This is a genomic window from Sphingomonas phoenicis (assembly GCF_047238005.1).
GTDB lineage: Bacteria > Pseudomonadota > Alphaproteobacteria > Sphingomonadales > Sphingomonadaceae > Sphingomonas.
This window is the reverse complement of the sequence record NZ_JBDFMC010000002.1, coordinates 2,002,115-2,018,022: the sequence shown is the minus strand read 5'-3', so window position 1 is coordinate 2,018,022 and position 15,908 is coordinate 2,002,115. Positions and strand designations below refer to the sequence as shown.

Genomic DNA, 15,908 nt, shown 5'->3' with positions numbered 1-15,908 from the left:
GCAGGGCGGCGCGGTGATCCCGCTCCCCTTGCCCATGCGCCAGGCGCTCGACGCCGCTGCCATCGCCGGACGCGATGGCGAGGTGCCGGTGGGTGCCGCGGTCGTGCGGGACGGCCGGGTGGTCGCGGTCAGGGCCAATGCCCCCCGCAGGCTGTGCGATCCGACCGCGCATGCGGAGATGCTCGCGATTCGAGCCGCCGCCGCGGCGCTCGGGGTCGAGCGGCTCGACGACTGCGACCTCTACGTCACCCTCGAACCCTGCGCGATGTGTGCGGGGGCGATCGCGCATGCGCGCATCCGGCGGCTGTTCTACGGCGCCAGCGATCCCAAGGGCGGGGCGGTGGAGCACGGCGCCCGGGTCTTCGCGCAGCCGACCTGCCATCACCGTCCGGAGGTGTATCCGGCGATCGGCGAGGGTGAGGCATCGGCCCTGCTGCGCGGCTTCTTCGCGTCCCGCCGCTGATCTCCCGCCCGGACGCAAGCCCTGCTTGGGCGCCCGCAACGAAGTCGAGCGCGTAATCGGCCGCCGGCGTCGCTATCTGCCGCGTCGTAGTTTCCCTTTGCCGCAGGACATCCGACATGGCCGAGGCCACCGGCTTCGACATCGAACGCATGATCGATCCCGTGCTCGCCGCCGGTGAGCGGACGATGCTGCACCGCGCCGCCGGCGTCGTCGCGGATCACAAGGCCGATGCCTCGCCGGTGACGATCGCCGACCGCGAGGCGGAGGCGATCCTGCTCGCCGCGCTGGCGGAACGCTGTCCGGCGATCCCGGTGGTGGCCGAGGAGGAGGCGTCCGCCGGGCGCCTGCCCGATGCGGTCGGGCGCTGGTTCTTCCTGGTCGATCCGCTGGACGGCACGAAGGAATATGTCGGCGGCGGCACCGATTTCACCGTCAACGTCGCGCTGATCGATGGCGACGCTCCGGTCGCGGGCATCGTCTATGCCCCCGCGCGCGGCCGCCTTTGGTGCGGGGAGGTGGGACGCGGCGCGTGGCAGGCGGACGTCGCCGACGGCCGCGTCGGCGCGCGGTCGCCGTTGAAGGTGCGCGACTGCCACGGTGCGCCGGTGGCGGTCGCCTCCCGTTCGCACTGCACGCCCGCGACCGAGGCGTGGCTGGCGGCCACCGGCTGCGGCCAGCGCGTGTCGGTCGGCTCCAGCCTGAAATTCGCGCTGATCGCGGCCGGCGAGGCCGACGTCTATCCTCGCCCCGGCCCGACGATGGAGTGGGACACCGCCGCGGGCGACGCGATCCTGCGGGCCGCGGGCGGGCGCACGCTGTGCCTCGACGGCCGGCCGCTGACTTATCGCAAGGACCGCTATTTCAATCCCGGCTTCGTCGCCAGCGGCGGGCACGACCCGCTGCCGCTCAGGCCGTTCGTGGACAAGGCACCGTGACCGACCTAACCCATCTGCAGCGGCTGGAAGCCGAATCGATCCATATCCTGCGCGAAGTGGCGGCGGAGGCGGAGCGGCCGGTGATGCTGTATTCGGTCGGCAAGGATTCGGCAGTGATGCTGCACCTGGCGCGCAAGGCCTTCTACCCCGCGCCGCCGCCCTTCCCGCTGCTGCACGTCGACACGACGTGGAAGTTCAGGGCGATGTACGACCTGCGCGACCGGATGGCGGCCGAATCGGGGATGGAACTGCTGGTCCACCGCAACCCCGATGCCGAGGCGCGGGGCATCAACCCTTTCGACCACGGCGCACTCCACACCGACCTGTGGAAGACCGAGGGGCTGAAGCAGGCGCTGGACAAATACGGCTTCGACGTCGCGTTCGGCGGCGCGCGGCGCGACGAGGAGAAGGCGCGCGCCAAGGAGCGCGTGTTCTCGTTCCGCTCGGCAAGCCATCGCTGGGACCCGAAGAACCAGCGCCCCGAACTGTGGCACCTCTACAATGCCCGCAAGGCGAAGGGAGAGAGCATCCGCGTCTTCCCGATCAGCAACTGGACCGAACTGGACATCTGGCAGTACATCCAGATCGAGAAGATCCCGATCGTGCCGCTCTACTTCGCCGCCCCGCGCCCGACGGTGGAACGCGACGGGCTGATCCTGATGGTAGACGACGACCGGTTTCCGCTGCGCCCCGGCGAGGTGCCGGTCGAGCGGTCGATCCGCTTTCGTACCCTCGGCTGCTACCCGCTGACCGGCGCGGTCGAAAGCGAGGCGGCCGATCTGGGCACCGTGATCCAGGAGATGCTGCTGACCACCACCTCCGAACGCCAGGGCCGCGCGATCGACAAGGACGAGGGCGGCGCGGGCATGGAGAAGAAGAAGCAGGAGGGGTATTTCTGATGCGCGCGCATGTGACCTCTCCGTCATTCCCGCGCAGGCGGGAATCCATAACCGCTACCGTGGCGAGTTCGGCTGCATCGTCGGCGCAACTGGCTTCCCGCCCGCGCGGGGATGGCGGCATGGACGGGCGAGCGGCATGACCTCCTACACCCCCGACGCCCTCATCGCGGCCGACATCGATTCCTATCTCGACGGGCACCGCCGCAAGACGCTGCTGCGCTTCATTACCTGCGGGTCGGTGGACGACGGCAAGTCGACGCTGATCGGGCGGCTGCTGTACGATTCGAAGATGATCTTCGAGGATCAGCTGGCCGCACTCCACGCCGATTCGAAGCGGGTCGGCACGCAAGGGCAGGAGATCGACTTCGCGCTGCTGGTCGACGGCCTCGCCGCCGAGCGCGAGCAGGGCATTACGATCGACGTCGCCTATCGCTTCTTCGCGACTGAGCGGCGCAAGTTCATCGTCGCCGACACGCCGGGGCACGAGCAGTACACGCGCAACATGGTCACTGGTGCGTCGACCGCCGATCTGGCCGTGATCTTGATCGACGCGCGCAAGGGCGTGCTGACCCAGACGCGACGGCACAGCTACCTCGCGCAGCTGGTCGGCATCCGTCACATCGTGCTGGCGGTGAACAAGATGGATCTGGTCGGCTACGACCGGGCGACCTTCGATGCGATCGTCACGGATTACCGAAACTTCGCCACGTCGATCGGGATCGATGCCTTCGTCGCCATTCCGATCTCGGGTTTCCGGGGCGACAATGTCGCATCCGCCTCGGCGGCGATGCCCTGGTATGACGGCCCGACCCTGATCGATCATCTGGAGACGGTCGAGGTCGATCAGACGGCGGCGCAGGCGCGCCCGTTCGAGATGCCGGTGCAGTGGGTCAATCGCCCCGACCTGGACTTTCGCGGGTTCGCCGGGCTGATCGCGACGGGCAGCGTGGCGCCCGGCGATCCGGTGCGCATCCTGCCGTCCGGGCGGACCAGCACGGTCGCGCGGATCGTCACCTTCGACGGCGATCTGCCGCGCGCGGTGGCGGGCCAGTCGGTGACGCTGACGCTGGCCGACGAGGTCGACTGCTCGCGCGGCGACGTGATCGCCGCCGCCGGCGATCCGCCGTCGGTCGCCGACCAGTTCGAAGCGACGATCGTCTGGATGGCGGACGAGCCGATGCTGCCGGGCCGGGCCTATTGGCTGAAACTGGGCACGCAGACCGTGTCGGCGACGGTGCAGCCGCCCAAATACGTCGTCAACGTCAACACGATGGAGCATCTTGCCGCCAAGACGCTCGACCTGAACGCGATCGGTGTCGCGTCGCTCGCGACCGACCGGCCGATCGTCTTCCGCCCCTATGCCGAGGATCGCGAGCTGGGCGGGTTCATCCTGATCGACAAGATGACCAACGCGACCGTCGCGGGCGGCATGCTGCATTTCAGCCTGCGCCGCGCGCAGAACGTCCATTGGCAGCCGACCGATATCGACCGATCGCACCACGCCGCGCTCAAGAACCAGCGGCCGGCGGTGCTGTGGCTGACCGGGCTGTCGGGCGCGGGCAAGTCGACGATCGCCAACCTCGTCGAGAAGAAGCTGGCGCGGATGAACCGCCACACCTTCCTGCTCGACGGCGACAATGTCCGCCATGGCCTGAACCGCGACCTGGGCTTCACCGATGCCGACCGGATCGAGAATATCCGCCGCGTGGGCGAGGTCGCCAGGCTGATGACCGATGCCGGGCTGATCGTCGTCACCGCCTTCATCTCGCCCTTTCGCGCCGAGCGCGAGATGGTCCGCGCGATGATGGCGCCGGGCGAGTTCGTCGAGATCCATATCGACACCCCCCTTGCCGAGGCGGAGGCACGCGACGTGAAGGGCCTCTATGCCAAGGCGCGCAGCGGCCAGCTGAAGAACTTCACCGGCATCGACAGCCCCTACGAGGCGCCCGTGGATCCCGAGATCCGCATCGACACCATCGTGATGAGCGCCGACGACGCGGCGGAGACGATCGTAAAGCATCTGATCGGCTGACCTCTCCCGCGTCCGCACCCCGGCCTTGAGCCGGGGTCCCGCTGCCTTGCCCCGCACTTGGAAGAAGAAGCGGGACCCCGGATCAAGTCCGGGGTGACGAGTTTTGCGGTTAGGTTCTGGTGTTGCTCCAACGGCTGCGTTGAGGATGCGCCTAGGTCCCCATATCCGCTGCAAACGACCGAAACTTGCAAGTTTTCGCGCCGCATTGATCCCGTCGCCGCACCATGCTTAGCCCCTGCCGACGGACCCGGCCGACGCCGGGCGGCAGGAGAGATGCGATGCGGACGATCGATCATGTGATCGCCGGCCTGGGCGGCGGCGGCGGCTCGCGGCGGGGTGACGTCTACGACCCGAACACCGGTCAGGTGCAGGCGACGGTGGCGCTCGGTACCCAGGCCGATCTCGACCGTGCGGTCGCGGCGGCGCAGGCTGCGCAGCCGGGCTGGGCGGCGGTCAACCCGCAACGCCGCGCGCGCGTGATGTTCCGCTTCAAGGAACTGGTCGAACGCGAGATTGACGCGCTCGCCACGCTGCTGTCGTCCGAACACGGCAAGGTGATCGCCGATTCGAAGGGCGACATCCAGCGCGGGCTGGAGGTGATCGAGTTCTGCTGCGGCATCCCGCACGTCCTGAAGGGCGAGTATACCCAAGGTGCGGGCCCCGGCATCGACGTCTATTCGATGCGCCAGCCGCTGGGCATCGGTGCCGGCATCACGCCGTTCAACTTTCCCGGCATGATCCCGATGTGGATGTTCGGCGTCGCCATCGCGACCGGCAACGCCTTCATCCTGAAGCCGTCGGAGCGCGATCCGTCGGTGCCGGTGCGCCTGGCCGAGCTGATGATCGAGGCGGGCGCGCCGGAGGGCATCCTCCAGGTCGTGCATGGCGACAAGGAAATGGTCGACGCGATTCTCGACCATCCCGCGATCGCGGCGGTCAGCTTCGTCGGCTCGTCCGACATCGCGCATTACGTGTACCGTCGCGGCGTCGAGGCGGGCAAGCGCGTCCAGGCGATGGGCGGCGCCAAGAACCACGGCATCGTCATGCCCGATGCCGATCTCGACCAGGTCGTCGCCGATTTGTCGGGCGCGGCGTTCGGTTCGGCGGGTGAGCGGTGCATGGCGCTGCCGGTCGTGGTGCCGGTCGGCGACAAGACCGCCGATGCCCTGCGCGAAAAGCTGATCCCCGCCATCGCGGCCCTCCGCGTCGGCGTGTCGACCGATGCGGAGGCGCATTACGGCCCGGTGGTGAATGCCGCGCACAAGGCACGGGTCGAGCAGTGGATCCAGACCGGTATCGACGAAGGGGCGGAACTGGTCGTCGACGGCCGCGGCTTCCAGTTGCAGGGACACGAGCAGGGCTTCTTCATCGGCCCCAGCCTGTTCGACCGGGTCACGCCGGCGATGCAGAGCTACAAGGAGGAGATCTTCGGCCCCGTCCTCCAGATCGTCCGTGCGGCCGATTTCGAAACCGCGGTGCGCCTGCCGAGCGACCACCAGTACGGCAACGGCGTTGCGATCTTCACCCGCAACGGCCACGCCGCGCGCGAGTTTGCCGCGCGGGTGAATGTCGGCATGGTCGGGATCAACGTGCCGATTCCGGTGCCGGTCGCCTACCACACCTTTGGCGGGTGGAAGCGCTCGGCCTTCGGCGACACCAACCAGCACGGGCTGGAGGGCGTGAAGTTCTGGACCCGGGTGAAGACGGTCACGCAACGCTGGCCGGACGGCACAGCGGATCTGCCGCGCGGTGCCGAAGACGGCGGACCCGCCCGCGTGCAGGATGCGTTCGTCATCCCGACGATGGGGTAAGGACAAGATGATGAAGCAGGTCATGGCCCTCCTTCCGCTGGCGCTCGCGGCGTGCAGCGGGGGCGGAGAAGCAGGCAATAACGGCACGCAGGCCGACGAGAGCGCGGTGGTGGAGGCGGCACCGTCCAACCTTCAGGACGATCCGAACAACAGCGTCGTGCCGATCGGCAACACCGCCACCGCGCTCCCCGCGGCGACGAAGGTGGCAAGCGTGCCGGCCGAGTTCCGCGGCCGCTGGGGCATGGTGCCCAACGACTGCGATCCGAAGATGGACTATGCGGCCAAGGGGCTGATGACGGTCACCGCCGATCGGCTGGCCTTCTACGAATCGCGGGCCACCATCAGCGATGCGGCACTGGCGGGCACCACGCTCACCGCTACCCTCTCCTTCTCGGGCGAGGGGCAGACGTGGCAGCAGCAGGCGCGGCTGGTGCTGCAGGACGACGGCAAGACGCTGGTGCGCGGCGGCACCGGCGAGGGGATGGAGGGCGGCCCGTTCCGCTACTCGCGCTGCCCGGCGACGGAAGGAACGCCCTCGTGAACCAGTTCGCCCTGACCGACGACCAGCGCGAGATCCAGGAACTCGCGCGCCGCTTCACCGCCGACCGCATCACCCCGCACGCCGGTGAGTGGGACGAGAAGCACATCTTCCCGCGCGACACGATCAGGGCGGCGGCCGAACTGGGTTTCGCCGCGATCTACGTGTCGGAAGAATCCGGTGGCATCGCGCTCGGCCGGCTCGAGGCGGCGTTGATCATGGAGGCGATGGCCTATGGCTGTCCCTCGACCAGCGCATTCATCTCGATCCACAACATGGCGTCGTGGATGATCGACCGGTTCGGGTCGCAGACGGTGAAGGACAAGTACCTGCCGTCGCTGGTCACGATGGACCGGCTGGCCAGTTATTGCCTGACCGAGCCGGGCTCCGGATCGGACGCGGCGGCGCTGAAGACGAAGGCGGTGAGAGACGGCGACCATTATGTCGTGTCCGGATCGAAGCAGTTCATCTCGGGCGCGGGCGAGAACGAGGTGTACGTGACGATGGTCCGCACCGGCGAGGAGGGGCCGAAGGGCATCTCCGCGCTGGTGATCGAGCGCGACATGCCCGGCGTCTCGTTCGGCGCCAACGAGCGCAAGCTCGGCTGGCACTCGCAACCGACGCGACAGGTGACGTTCGACAATGTCCGCGTGCCCGCCGGGAACCTCGTCGGCGCGGAGGGAGAGGGTTTCCGCATCGCGATGATGGGGCTGGACGGCGGACGGCTGAACATCGGCGCCTGCTCGCTGGGCGGCGCGCAGCGCTGCCTGGACGAGGCGATCGGCTATACCAGGGACCGCAAGCAGTTCGGCACCGCCATCGCCGATTTCCAGAATACGCAGTTCACGCTGGCCGACATGGCGACCGAGCTGGAGGCGGCCCGCGCGCTCCTGTACATGGCAGCGGCGAAGGTGACGGACAACGCTCCCGACAAGACGCGGTTCGCCGCGATGGCGAAGCGGCTGGCGACCGACACCGGATCCAGCGTGGTCGACCGCGCGCTCCAGCTCCACGGAGGCTACGGCTATCTGATGGATTACCCGATCGAGCGCTTCTGGCGCGACCTGCGCGTCCACTCGATCCTGGAGGGCACCAACCAGGTCATGCGGATGATCGTCGGCCGCGAGCTGACCCGGCAGTGACGGTGCGCGCAAATCCTCCCCGGCACGGGGAGGGGGACCGTTCGCGAAGCGAATGGTGGAGGGGGGCCTCCACCAGCGGAACGAACACGGTAAACCCCCTCCACCCTGCTGCGCATGGTCACCCTCCTTGTGCCGGGGAAGATTCATGACCCCCGACCTCGTCGTCACCACCGATGGCCCCATCGGCCGTCTACGCCTGAACCGGCCAAAGGCGATCCACGCGCTGACCGTCGCGATGTGCGAAGGGGTGCTGGCGGCGCTGGAGGATTGGCGCGGCGACGATGCCGTCCGCGCGATCGTTCTCGATCATGCGGAGGGCAGGGGCTTCTGCGCCGGCGGCGACATCCGCCTGCTGGCGGACAGCGGCGCGGGCGATGGCAGCGCGGCACGGCACTTCTTCGCGACCGAATACCGGATGAACCACCGGCTGTTCACCTATGCCAAGCCGATCGTCGCGTTCATGGACGGGATCACGATGGGCGGCGGCGTCGGCATCTCCCAGCCGGCGCGCTACCGTATCGCGACGGAGAATACCCGGCTGGCGATGCCGGAGACGGGGATCGGCCTGTTCCCCGACGTCGGCGGCGGCTGGTACCTGTCGCGCCTGCCCGGCCGCGTCGGCCAGTATCTGGCGCTGACCGGGCATCGGCTGGACGGGGCGGAGGCGCACGCGCTGGGCCTCGCCACGCATTACCTGCCCGCCGATCGGCTCGACGAGGCGAAGGCGCGGATCATCGCCGATCCGGCCGCGATCGACGCAGCGCTCGACGCGCTGTCGGCACCGCCGCCCGAGGCGCGCCTGCTGGCGCACCGCGAGGCGATCGACCGGCTGTTCGCTTCGGACGATCTGGGGGCGGTCTTCGACGCGCTGGCGGCCGATGGCGGCGAATGGGCGACGCAGCAACTGGCGACGCTTCGCACCAAATCGCCGCAGACGATGAAGGTGTCGCTCCGCCTGCTGAAGGACGGCGCCGGCATGGCCAGTTTCGCGGACGAAATGGCGCAGGAATATGCCGTCGCCAGCCGCGTCGTGCAGCGCCACGACTTTCTGGAGGGCGTCCGCGCGGTCATCGTCGACAAGGACAATGCGCCCCGCTGGGACCCCACGACGCCTGACGGCGTGTCGGACCACGTCATCGACCAGATCTTCGCGCCCTTGCCCGAGGGCGAGGCGTGGCGGCCGTGACGCTTGTCATCGCTCCGGCGGGGACGGGAGCGTCTGGCTGGACGGGCGTGCAGTAACAGGAAGGTCCCGGCCAACGCCGGGGCGACGAGAGGAAGACCATGGCGACCTACGACACCATCCTCGTCGAGCAGCGCGGCGGCGCGACGCTGGTGACGCTGAACCGGCCCAAGGCGCTCAACGCGCTGAACGGCCAGGTGCTGGACGACCTGCTCGCCGCGATGGCCGCGTTCGATGCCGATCCGTCGCAGGGCTGCGCGGTGATTACCGGCAGCGAAAAGGCGTTCGCCGCCGGCGCCGACATCAAGGAGATGCAGGCCCAGGGGTTCGCCGACATGTACGGCCACGACTTCTTCGCCGGCTGGGACCGGTTCACCCGCACGCGCAAGCCGATCGTCGCCGCGGTCGCGGGCTATGCGCTGGGCGGCGGGTGCGAGCTGGCGATGATGTGCGATTTCATCCTCGCCGCCGACACCGCGAAGTTCGGCCAGCCCGAGATCAAGCTGGCGGTGTCCCCCGGCATGGGCGGATCGCAGCGACTGGCCCGCGCGGTCGGCAAGGCCAAGGCGATGGAGCTGTGCCTGACCGGCCGGATGATGGACGCCGCCGAGGCGGAGCGCGCCGGGCTGGTCAGCCGCGTCGTCGCCGCTGCCGATCTGGTCGACGAGGCGGTGAAGACCGCCCAGTCGATTGCCGCCATGGCGCCGCTCGCCGTCCTCGCCAACAAGGAGATGGTGAACATGGCGTTCGAGACCGGCCTCGTCGCCGGCGTCCAGTTCGAGCGCCGGCTGTTCCACGGCCTGTTCGGCACCGCCGACCAGAAGGAGGGCATGGCCGCCTTCGTCGAGAAGCGCGCGGGGGCGTGGACGGGCAAATAGACGGGCATCGCGTGCTGTTCCTGATCCTCCTGATCGGCATTCCCGCGCTGGCGGGTGCGGCGCTGTGCCGGACAACGCGGCTGCATCCGCTCCTCGTTGGCCTGATAATCGGAATCGTCGGTGCGGCACTGTCGACGATGGTGCTGGCGGGAATCGTCGGAGCGAATGCCTTTGCCGTCGGGCCGATCGTCGGCCTGTTACCCGCAGCGGCGGCCGCCCTCGGCGGCTTTCTCGGCTGGCTGCGGCGCAAGCATGTGGAGAGGACTGGATCATGACCTGCATCGCGTTCATCGGGCTGGGCAATATGGGCGGCGGCATGGCTGCCAATCTGGCGAAGGCGGGGCACGACGTTCGCGCGTTTGACCTGTCGGCAGAGGCGCTGGCCCGGGCCGAGGCGGCGGGCTGCCGCCCGGTCGCCTCCGCCGTCGCGGCGGCGGACGGCGCGGAGGCGGTCGTCACCATGCTCCCCGCCGGGCGCCACGTCGCCGAGGTGTACGAGGCGCTGTTCCCGGTACTCGCGCCGGGTGCGCTGCTGATCGACTGTTCGACGATCGACGTCGCCACCGCGCGCCAGGTGGCGACGGCGGCGGCGACGCGCGGCCTCCTCGCGGTCGATGCGCCGGTGTCGGGCGGGATCGCCGCGGCGGCGGCGGGTACGCTGACCTTCATGGTCGGCGGCGACGACCGGGGCTTCGCCCGCGCGCAGCCGATCCTGGCGCAGATGGGCAAGGCGGTGATCCGCGCCGGCGGGCCCGGCGCCGGACAGGCAGCCAAGATGTGCAACAACATGATCCTGGGCGCGACGATGATCGCCACGTGCGAGGCGTTCGCGCTGGCGGACCGGCTGGGGCTCGACGCACAGGCCTTTTACGACATCGCCAGCGTCTCCTCGGGGCAGAGCTGGTCGATGACCAGCTACTGCCCGGTGCCCGGCGTCGGGCCGAAGACGCCGGCCGACAACGACTATCAGGGCGGCTTCGCCACCGCGCTGATGCTGAAGGACCTGCGGCTGGCGATGGCGGCGGCGCAGGATGCCGGCGCCGACGTCCCCATGGGATCGACCGCCGCCGCCCGTTACGAGGCCTTTGCCGAGGCCGGCAACGGCGCGCTCGATTTCTCCGCGATCATCCGCACGCTGTAGGCACGCTCCGGCGCTCCGGGGTTGTTCGCCGCCCGCCGGTACCGCCGAGCCGTCCGCTCCAGAGTGTGATCCATCCAGGCTGAACCACTCACAGCAACCACCCCGGCGAAGGCGGGACGTTTGCAAAAGCGCGGTCGTGGCACGTTTGATGGCAGGTCGACGACGGCTCGGCATGCGGGCGGGCCTTGTTTCGGGCGATCGGGTATCGTCTGAGCGAGCCGGGGGCCGACGGTCGGGTCGGCAGACGGCGACGGCTCAGGTGCGGGCGACGGCCCGGCCCAGATTCCAGGCGGTCAGGACGAGCAAGGTCGCGCAGCGGTTTCGGGCAAGCCCCATGAAGCGCATGCGGTGCAGGCCATAGGATCGCTTGAGGGTCCCGAAGACACCTTCGATGCGTCCGCGTACCCGGCCGATCAGGGCGTTGCGCTGTTTCTGCCGGGGGTTGAGCGGATGACCGCGCTGCGCGCGCTGCTGGGTGCGGTCGCGAATGCCGTGCCGGGCGAGGCGGTCGCGCAGGCGCGGACCGACATAGCCCTTGTCGGCCCACACCGCCGCCTCGTCGCCCGAGACGAGGTCATGGCCATGCTCGACCTCGGGAACATTGGCAGGGGTCAGGATCGCCTTGCGCACGATCAGGCTGTGGCGGTCGACCCCGAGATGCAGCTTGTAGCCGAACCACGCCTTGCCGCTGACGTGCTTCTGCCATGTCGCATCCGGGTCCACCGGCGAGCGACCGCCACCCTTCTGGCGCGGCGGCTCGCTGGCCGCCGAGGCGATGAGCGTCGCATCCACCAGCGTCCCCGCCTTCACCACCAGTCCATGCCCGTCGAGTTGGCGCACCACTTCGGCAAAGACCGCCTCGGCCGTCCCGTCGCCCGCCAGCAGGCTGCGAAAGCGGCTGATCGTACTGTGGTCGGGAACCGACTCGTCCAGCGCCAGCCCGCAGAAACGACGAAACGACAGCCGGTCTGCCAGCGCTTCCTCCATCGCCGGATCCGACAGCCCGTACCAGCTCTCCAGCAGCAGCACCTTGAGCAACGTCAGCGGCCGATAGGACGGACGCCCCGTGCCGCTCGCATGCAACCGCTCCAGCACCGCCTCCACCCGCGACCAATCCAGCAGCCCATCGATCCGCTCCAGCCGCCGACTCCCGCCGCCCACCACCAGCGCTTCCGCAAACCCCGCCGACCCCGCCTCACGATGCATCGCCCGTCCCCGACAACCCTCGCAGGATATCAGTGAATCATCTCACGACACTTTTGCAAAGGTCCCGCGAAGGCCGGAGTCCAGCGGAGGGGCGGCGGAGAGAGGCGTTGCGCATCGTCAAGCCTGGACCCCCGGCCTTCGCCGGGGTGGTGCTTCATGCCAGGTGAATCGCACTCTAGCTCCGCGGCTTCAGCCCCATGTCCTCGATCGCCAGCCGCAGCAGCTCGCCCATCACCGATGCCGCGACGGCCGCATCGCCCGCCGCGATCGCCTCGTACACGCGGACATGGTCGGGCAGCGGATTGCGCGGCATCAGGCGGCGGCGCTGCTTGAATTCGGTGGTCCAGCGGACCGCGGCGCCGACCGTGCTGGCCAGTGAGGTCAGCGGCTCGTTGCCCGCCGCGGCCAGGATCGCGCGGTGGAACCTCTGGTCGGCGGCGCGCCCCTCGGGGCATGCCAGCCCGGATGCCTCCATGACGTCCAGCGCCGCCTTCATCGCCACCAGGTCCGCCGCAGACCGGCGGCGCGCGGCGAAGGCGCAGGCGGCAGGCTCGATCACCGCGCGCAGCTCGAACAGGTCCTGGATGAAGTCGGGATCCGGCTCCCCCTCGAACGTCCAGGCCAGGACATCGGGATCGAGCAGGTTCCACCGCTCGCGCGGGGTGACGCGGGTGCCCGCCTTGGGCCGGCTCTCGACCAGCCCCTTGGCGGCAAGGATGCGGATCGCCTCGCGATAGGCGGAGCGGGAGACGCCCAGCGCCTCGCTCGCCTCGATCTCGCCGCCGAACACCGTGCCGGGCCTGCGCACGCCGCCGACGATCTCCACGCCGATGTCGTGGGCGATGGTGCCGTGGATCCGGGGGGACACGATGCGCTCGCCCTTCACCGCTCCTCCCCCTTCCTCATCGTTGCGGCCGCGACGCTACAGGACCCCGCCGCCGGGCGTAAGGGTCCCGCACGCCGTGGTCAGATCGTGCGGACCGTCGCGTCGCCCGCCGGCGCCACCGCCAGCGGATTGCGCACCGGCAGGGTGAAGGGCGCGGCCTCCACCTCGAACACGTCGCCGGGCTGCGTCTGGATGCCGTCGCTGAACGACAGCGTCGCCGTGCCATAGAAATGGACGTGCACGTCGCCCGGCCGGCGGAAGCCGGCATATTTGAAGTGGTGATGCTCCAGGTTCGACAGCGCGTGCGACATGTTCGCCTCGCCCGACACGAACGGCTTCTCCCACAGCACCGCATCGCCGCGACGGATGCGGCTGGTGCCGCGAATGTCGTGCGGCAGCTCGCCCAGCAGCAGTTCGGGGCCCAGCGCCGCCGGGCGCAGCTTCGAATGCGCCAGCCACAGGTAATTGCCGCGCTCGGTCACATGGTCGCTGAACTCGTTGCCCAACGCGAAGCCGATGCGGACCGGCGTGCCGTCGTCGGCGATCACATAGATGCCGGCGATCTCCGGCTCCTCGCCACCGTCCAGCGCGAAGTCCGGCATCGCCAGCGCCTCGCCCGGCGCCACCAGGATCGCGCCGTCGCCCTTGTAGAACCATTCGGGCTGGGCACCGACGGTGCCGTCGGCCGGCTTGCCGCCCTCGACCCCCATCAGGAACATCTTCATCGAATCGGTCGGCTGCGGGTTCTCCGACGCGGCGCGGTGCATCTTGTCGCGCCCCTCGGCGGAGCCGAGATGGGTCAGCCCCGTGCCGCTGACCAGCAGGTGGGCGGCGTCCTCATGGTCGATCGGCGACAGCAGCCGCACGCCGCCCAGGTCGATCGCGTCGCCCAGCTGGCGGCCGGCATGGCCGGCCAGCGTCTCGCCCGCGGCCAGCGCCGCCCTGGCGAGCGCCAGCGTCGTCGTCGCGCCGGTCACCCGCCGCGCACCGTCCGCCCCGATCGCGGCGACGCCGCGGGTGCCGTTCTCGTCGAACTGGACCAGGCTGAGGATGGCGGCGCCGGTCATCGCGGCGAAGCCTCGCGCACGCCGTCGACGCGGCGGGCGACGTTCCACGGGTTCGCCGCCGCGATCGCCGGGGGCAGCAGGGCGTCGGGCAGGTTCTGGAAGCAGACCGGGCGCAGGAAGCGATGGATCGCCGCACTGCCGACCGAGGTGCTGCGCCCGTCGCTGGTCGCGGGGAAGGGGCCGCCATGCACCATCGCGTGGCTCACCTCGACGCCCGTCGGCCAGCCATTGGCCAGGATGCGCCCGACCCGTTCGGCGACCACCGGTACCAATTCGCGCGCGGCATCGTGGTCCGCCTCGTCCATCTGGAAGGTCGCGGTCAGCTGCCCCTCCAGGCTGGCGACCACCCGGCCCACCTCGGCCATGTCGCGGCAGCGGACGACGACCGCCGACGATCCGAACACCTCATGGCCCAGCGCGCGATCGGCCAGGAACGCCTCGGCATCCGCCTGGAACAGCGCGCCGACCGCCTGGTTCACGCCCTCGCCGACCTTGCCGCGCGCGACCGTGGTCACCGCATTGTGCCCGGCCAGCGCGTCGACGCCCTGCTCGAAACTGGCGTGGATGCCCGGCGACAACATCGTCGCCGGCTGGCTGTCGGAGAGGGCGGCACCCGCTGCGGTGACGAACGCGTCCAGCGCGGGGGATCCGATCGCCAGCACCAGCCCGGGATTGGTGCAGAACTGGCCCGCCCCCATCGTCAGCGACTGGACGAAGGCCGTCGCCATCGCCTCGCCCCGCGCCTCCAGCGCGGCGGGAAACAGGATGACGGGGTTGATGCTCGACATCTCTGCATAGACCGGGATCGGCTCCTCGCGCCCGGCGGCGATGCGGACCAGCGCCAAGCCACCGCCGCGCGAACCGGTGAAGCCCACCGCCTTGATGCGCGGATCGGCGACGATCGCCTCGCCCAGCGCGTTGGTCTCGCCGGGCAGGTACGAGAAGACGCCGGCCGGGAAGCCCGACTGCGCGACGGCGTCGCGGATCGCACGGGCGACCAGCTCGCCCGTGCCGGGATGGGCGGGGTGGCCCTTCACCACCACCGGGCATCCGGCGGCCAGCGCGGAGGCGGTGTCGCCCCCCGCCACCGAGAAGGCCAGCGGGAAGTTCGACGCGCCGAACACCGCGACCGGCCCGACCGCCAGGTTCACGCGGCGCAGGTCGGGGCGGGGCAGGGGGGCGCGATCGGGCAGCGCCGGATCGATCGTCGCGTCCAGCCAGTCGCCCTGGCGGACGACCGATGCGAACAGGCGCAGCTGGCCGACGGTGCGGCCGCGCTCTCCCTCCAGCCGCATGCGGGGCAGGCCGCTCTCTTCCATGGCCCGCACGATCAGCTCGTCGCCGATCGCCAGGATCGCCTCTGCGATGTTCTCCAGCAGCGCGGCGCGCGCTTCCGGCTCGGCGGCGGAATAGGCGGGGAAGGCGGCGGCGGCGAGCGCGCAGGCATCGGCGGCGGCGGCGGCGTCCGCGGACGAGAAATCCGGGATCAGGGTCTCGCCCGTCGCCGGGTTCACCGAGGTGAAGCGGGTACCGGCCTGCCGCGTTTCCGCACCGACCAGAATCGAACCGTCGATCATGTAAATCCTCTCAGCAATTAACTCCGACATAATGGCTCTCGCCGGCGGTGGCAACCGCTATCGAGCATGCCGACGCCGCCCGACGCGCAACCGTCGCCGGTCGACCGCGATGGCGCCGGGATGGGGTTGCATTGCCTCGAATCGTCGATA

General features: G+C 69.8%; 15 protein-coding genes. 11 read left to right on the top strand and 4 right to left on the bottom strand.

Annotated elements, in window-relative coordinates; genetic code table 11:
* Positions 1–34: 34 nt before the first annotated feature.
* The 11 genes from ABC319_RS10820 to mmsB all read left to right on the top strand — a co-directional run bounded on the left by ABC319_RS10820 (position 35) and on the right by mmsB (position 11,022).
* On the top strand, positions 35–463 hold the full coding sequence (locus ABC319_RS10820; RefSeq protein ID WP_413071681.1) for a nucleoside deaminase: 429 nt from the start codon (positions 35–37) through the stop codon (positions 461–463).
* A 116-nt stretch (positions 464–579) separates the two neighbouring features.
* Entirely contained in the window at positions 580–1,398 is an 819-nt protein-coding gene (gene cysQ, locus ABC319_RS10815; protein WP_413070225.1) for a 3'(2'),5'-bisphosphate nucleotidase CysQ, read from the top strand.
* Positions 1,395–2,297 carry a sulfate adenylyltransferase subunit CysD gene (cysD, locus tag ABC319_RS10810; RefSeq protein WP_413070224.1) on the top strand — a complete coding sequence of 301 codons (903 nt, stop codon included), beginning with the start codon at positions 1,395–1,397 and terminating at the stop codon, positions 2,295–2,297. Before cysQ ends, cysD begins: the two co-directional genes overlap by 4 nt.
* 136 nt (positions 2,298–2,433) lie before the next feature.
* Positions 2,434–4,329, top strand: a complete 1,896-nt coding sequence (gene cysN, locus ABC319_RS10805; RefSeq protein WP_413070223.1) for a sulfate adenylyltransferase subunit CysN — start codon at positions 2,434–2,436, stop codon at positions 4,327–4,329.
* Positions 4,330–4,607: 278 nt separating this feature from the next.
* Positions 4,608–6,140: a CoA-acylating methylmalonate-semialdehyde dehydrogenase gene (locus ABC319_RS10800; RefSeq protein ID WP_413070222.1), complete on the top strand. Its 1,533-nt coding sequence runs from the start codon at positions 4,608–4,610 to the stop codon at positions 6,138–6,140.
* A gap of 10 nt (positions 6,141–6,150) precedes the next feature.
* The gene (locus ABC319_RS10795; RefSeq protein WP_413070221.1) at positions 6,151–6,681 is read left to right on the top strand and encodes a hypothetical protein; all 531 of its coding nucleotides are present in this window, start codon (positions 6,151–6,153) and stop codon (positions 6,679–6,681) included.
* Positions 6,678–7,820, top strand: a complete 1,143-nt coding sequence (locus ABC319_RS10790) for an acyl-CoA dehydrogenase family protein (RefSeq protein ID WP_413070220.1) — start codon at positions 6,678–6,680, stop codon at positions 7,818–7,820. Before ABC319_RS10795 ends, ABC319_RS10790 begins: the two co-directional genes overlap by 4 nt.
* A gap of 145 nt (positions 7,821–7,965) precedes the next feature.
* On the top strand, positions 7,966–9,006 hold the full coding sequence (locus tag ABC319_RS10785) for an enoyl-CoA hydratase/isomerase family protein (RefSeq protein ID WP_413070219.1): 1,041 nt from the start codon (positions 7,966–7,968) through the stop codon (positions 9,004–9,006).
* 98 nt (positions 9,007–9,104) lie between these two features.
* Positions 9,105–9,881, top strand: coding sequence for an enoyl-CoA hydratase (locus ABC319_RS10780; protein WP_413070218.1), 777 nt, complete (start codon positions 9,105–9,107; stop codon positions 9,879–9,881).
* A gap of 11 nt (positions 9,882–9,892) precedes the next feature.
* Positions 9,893–10,156: a hypothetical protein gene (locus ABC319_RS10775; RefSeq protein WP_413070217.1), complete on the top strand. Its 264-nt coding sequence runs from the start codon at positions 9,893–9,895 to the stop codon at positions 10,154–10,156.
* Positions 10,153–11,022 (top strand): 3-hydroxyisobutyrate dehydrogenase, encoded by an 870-nt coding sequence (gene mmsB / locus ABC319_RS10770; RefSeq protein ID WP_413070216.1) that lies wholly within the window; start codon positions 10,153–10,155, stop codon positions 11,020–11,022. The genes ABC319_RS10775 and mmsB overlap by 4 nt, the downstream gene beginning before the upstream one ends.
* Positions 11,023–11,277: 255 nt before the next feature.
* Here mmsB and ABC319_RS10765 read toward each other — a convergent pair whose 3' ends face one another.
* The 4 genes from ABC319_RS10765 to ABC319_RS10750 all read right to left on the bottom strand — a co-directional run bounded on the left by ABC319_RS10765 (position 11,278) and on the right by ABC319_RS10750 (position 15,758).
* Positions 11,278–12,228 (bottom strand): IS5 family transposase, encoded by a 951-nt coding sequence (locus tag ABC319_RS10765; RefSeq protein WP_413069706.1) that lies wholly within the window; start codon positions 12,226–12,228, stop codon positions 11,278–11,280.
* 175 nt (positions 12,229–12,403) lie between these two features.
* Entirely contained in the window at positions 12,404–13,114 is a 711-nt protein-coding gene (locus ABC319_RS10760; protein ID WP_413070215.1) for a FadR/GntR family transcriptional regulator, read from the bottom strand.
* A gap of 80 nt (positions 13,115–13,194) precedes the next feature.
* Positions 13,195–14,181 (bottom strand): AraD1 family protein, encoded by a 987-nt coding sequence (araD1, locus tag ABC319_RS10755; protein ID WP_413070214.1) that lies wholly within the window; start codon positions 14,179–14,181, stop codon positions 13,195–13,197.
* On the bottom strand, positions 14,178–15,758 hold the full coding sequence (locus tag ABC319_RS10750) for an aldehyde dehydrogenase (NADP(+)) (protein WP_413070213.1): 1,581 nt from the start codon (positions 15,756–15,758) through the stop codon (positions 14,178–14,180). The genes araD1 and ABC319_RS10750 overlap by 4 nt, the downstream gene beginning before the upstream one ends.
* Between the last annotated feature and the right edge of the window lie 150 nt (positions 15,759–15,908).

Bases quoted from the DNA above. Each gene is read 5' to 3' on its own strand.
- ABC319_RS10820 (WP_413071681.1), top strand. From the start codon at position 35: ATGCGCCAGGCGCTCGACGCCGCTGCCATCGCCGGACGCGATGGCGAG.
- cysQ (WP_413070225.1), top strand. From the start codon at position 580: ATGGCCGAGGCCACCGGCTTCGACATCGAACGCATGATCGATCCCGTG.
- ABC319_RS10800 (WP_413070222.1), top strand. From the start codon at position 4,608: ATGCGGACGATCGATCATGTGATCGCCGGCCTGGGCGGCGGCGGCGGC.
- ABC319_RS10750 (WP_413070213.1), bottom strand. From the start codon at position 15,758: ATGATCGACGGTTCGATTCTGGTCGGTGCGGAAACGCGGCAGGCCGGT.
- ABC319_RS10795 (WP_413070221.1), top strand. From the start codon at position 6,151: ATGAAGCAGGTCATGGCCCTCCTTCCGCTGGCGCTCGCGGCGTGCAGC.
- ABC319_RS10780 (WP_413070218.1), top strand. From the start codon at position 9,105: ATGGCGACCTACGACACCATCCTCGTCGAGCAGCGCGGCGGCGCGACG.
- ABC319_RS10765 (WP_413069706.1), bottom strand. From the start codon at position 12,228: ATGCATCGTGAGGCGGGGTCGGCGGGGTTTGCGGAAGCGCTGGTGGTG.
- araD1 (WP_413070214.1), bottom strand. From the start codon at position 14,181: ATGACCGGCGCCGCCATCCTCAGCCTGGTCCAGTTCGACGAGAACGGC.
- cysN (WP_413070223.1), top strand. From the start codon at position 2,434: ATGACCTCCTACACCCCCGACGCCCTCATCGCGGCCGACATCGATTCC.
- mmsB (WP_413070216.1), top strand. From the start codon at position 10,153: ATGACCTGCATCGCGTTCATCGGGCTGGGCAATATGGGCGGCGGCATG.
- ABC319_RS10785 (WP_413070219.1), top strand. From the start codon at position 7,966: ATGACCCCCGACCTCGTCGTCACCACCGATGGCCCCATCGGCCGTCTA.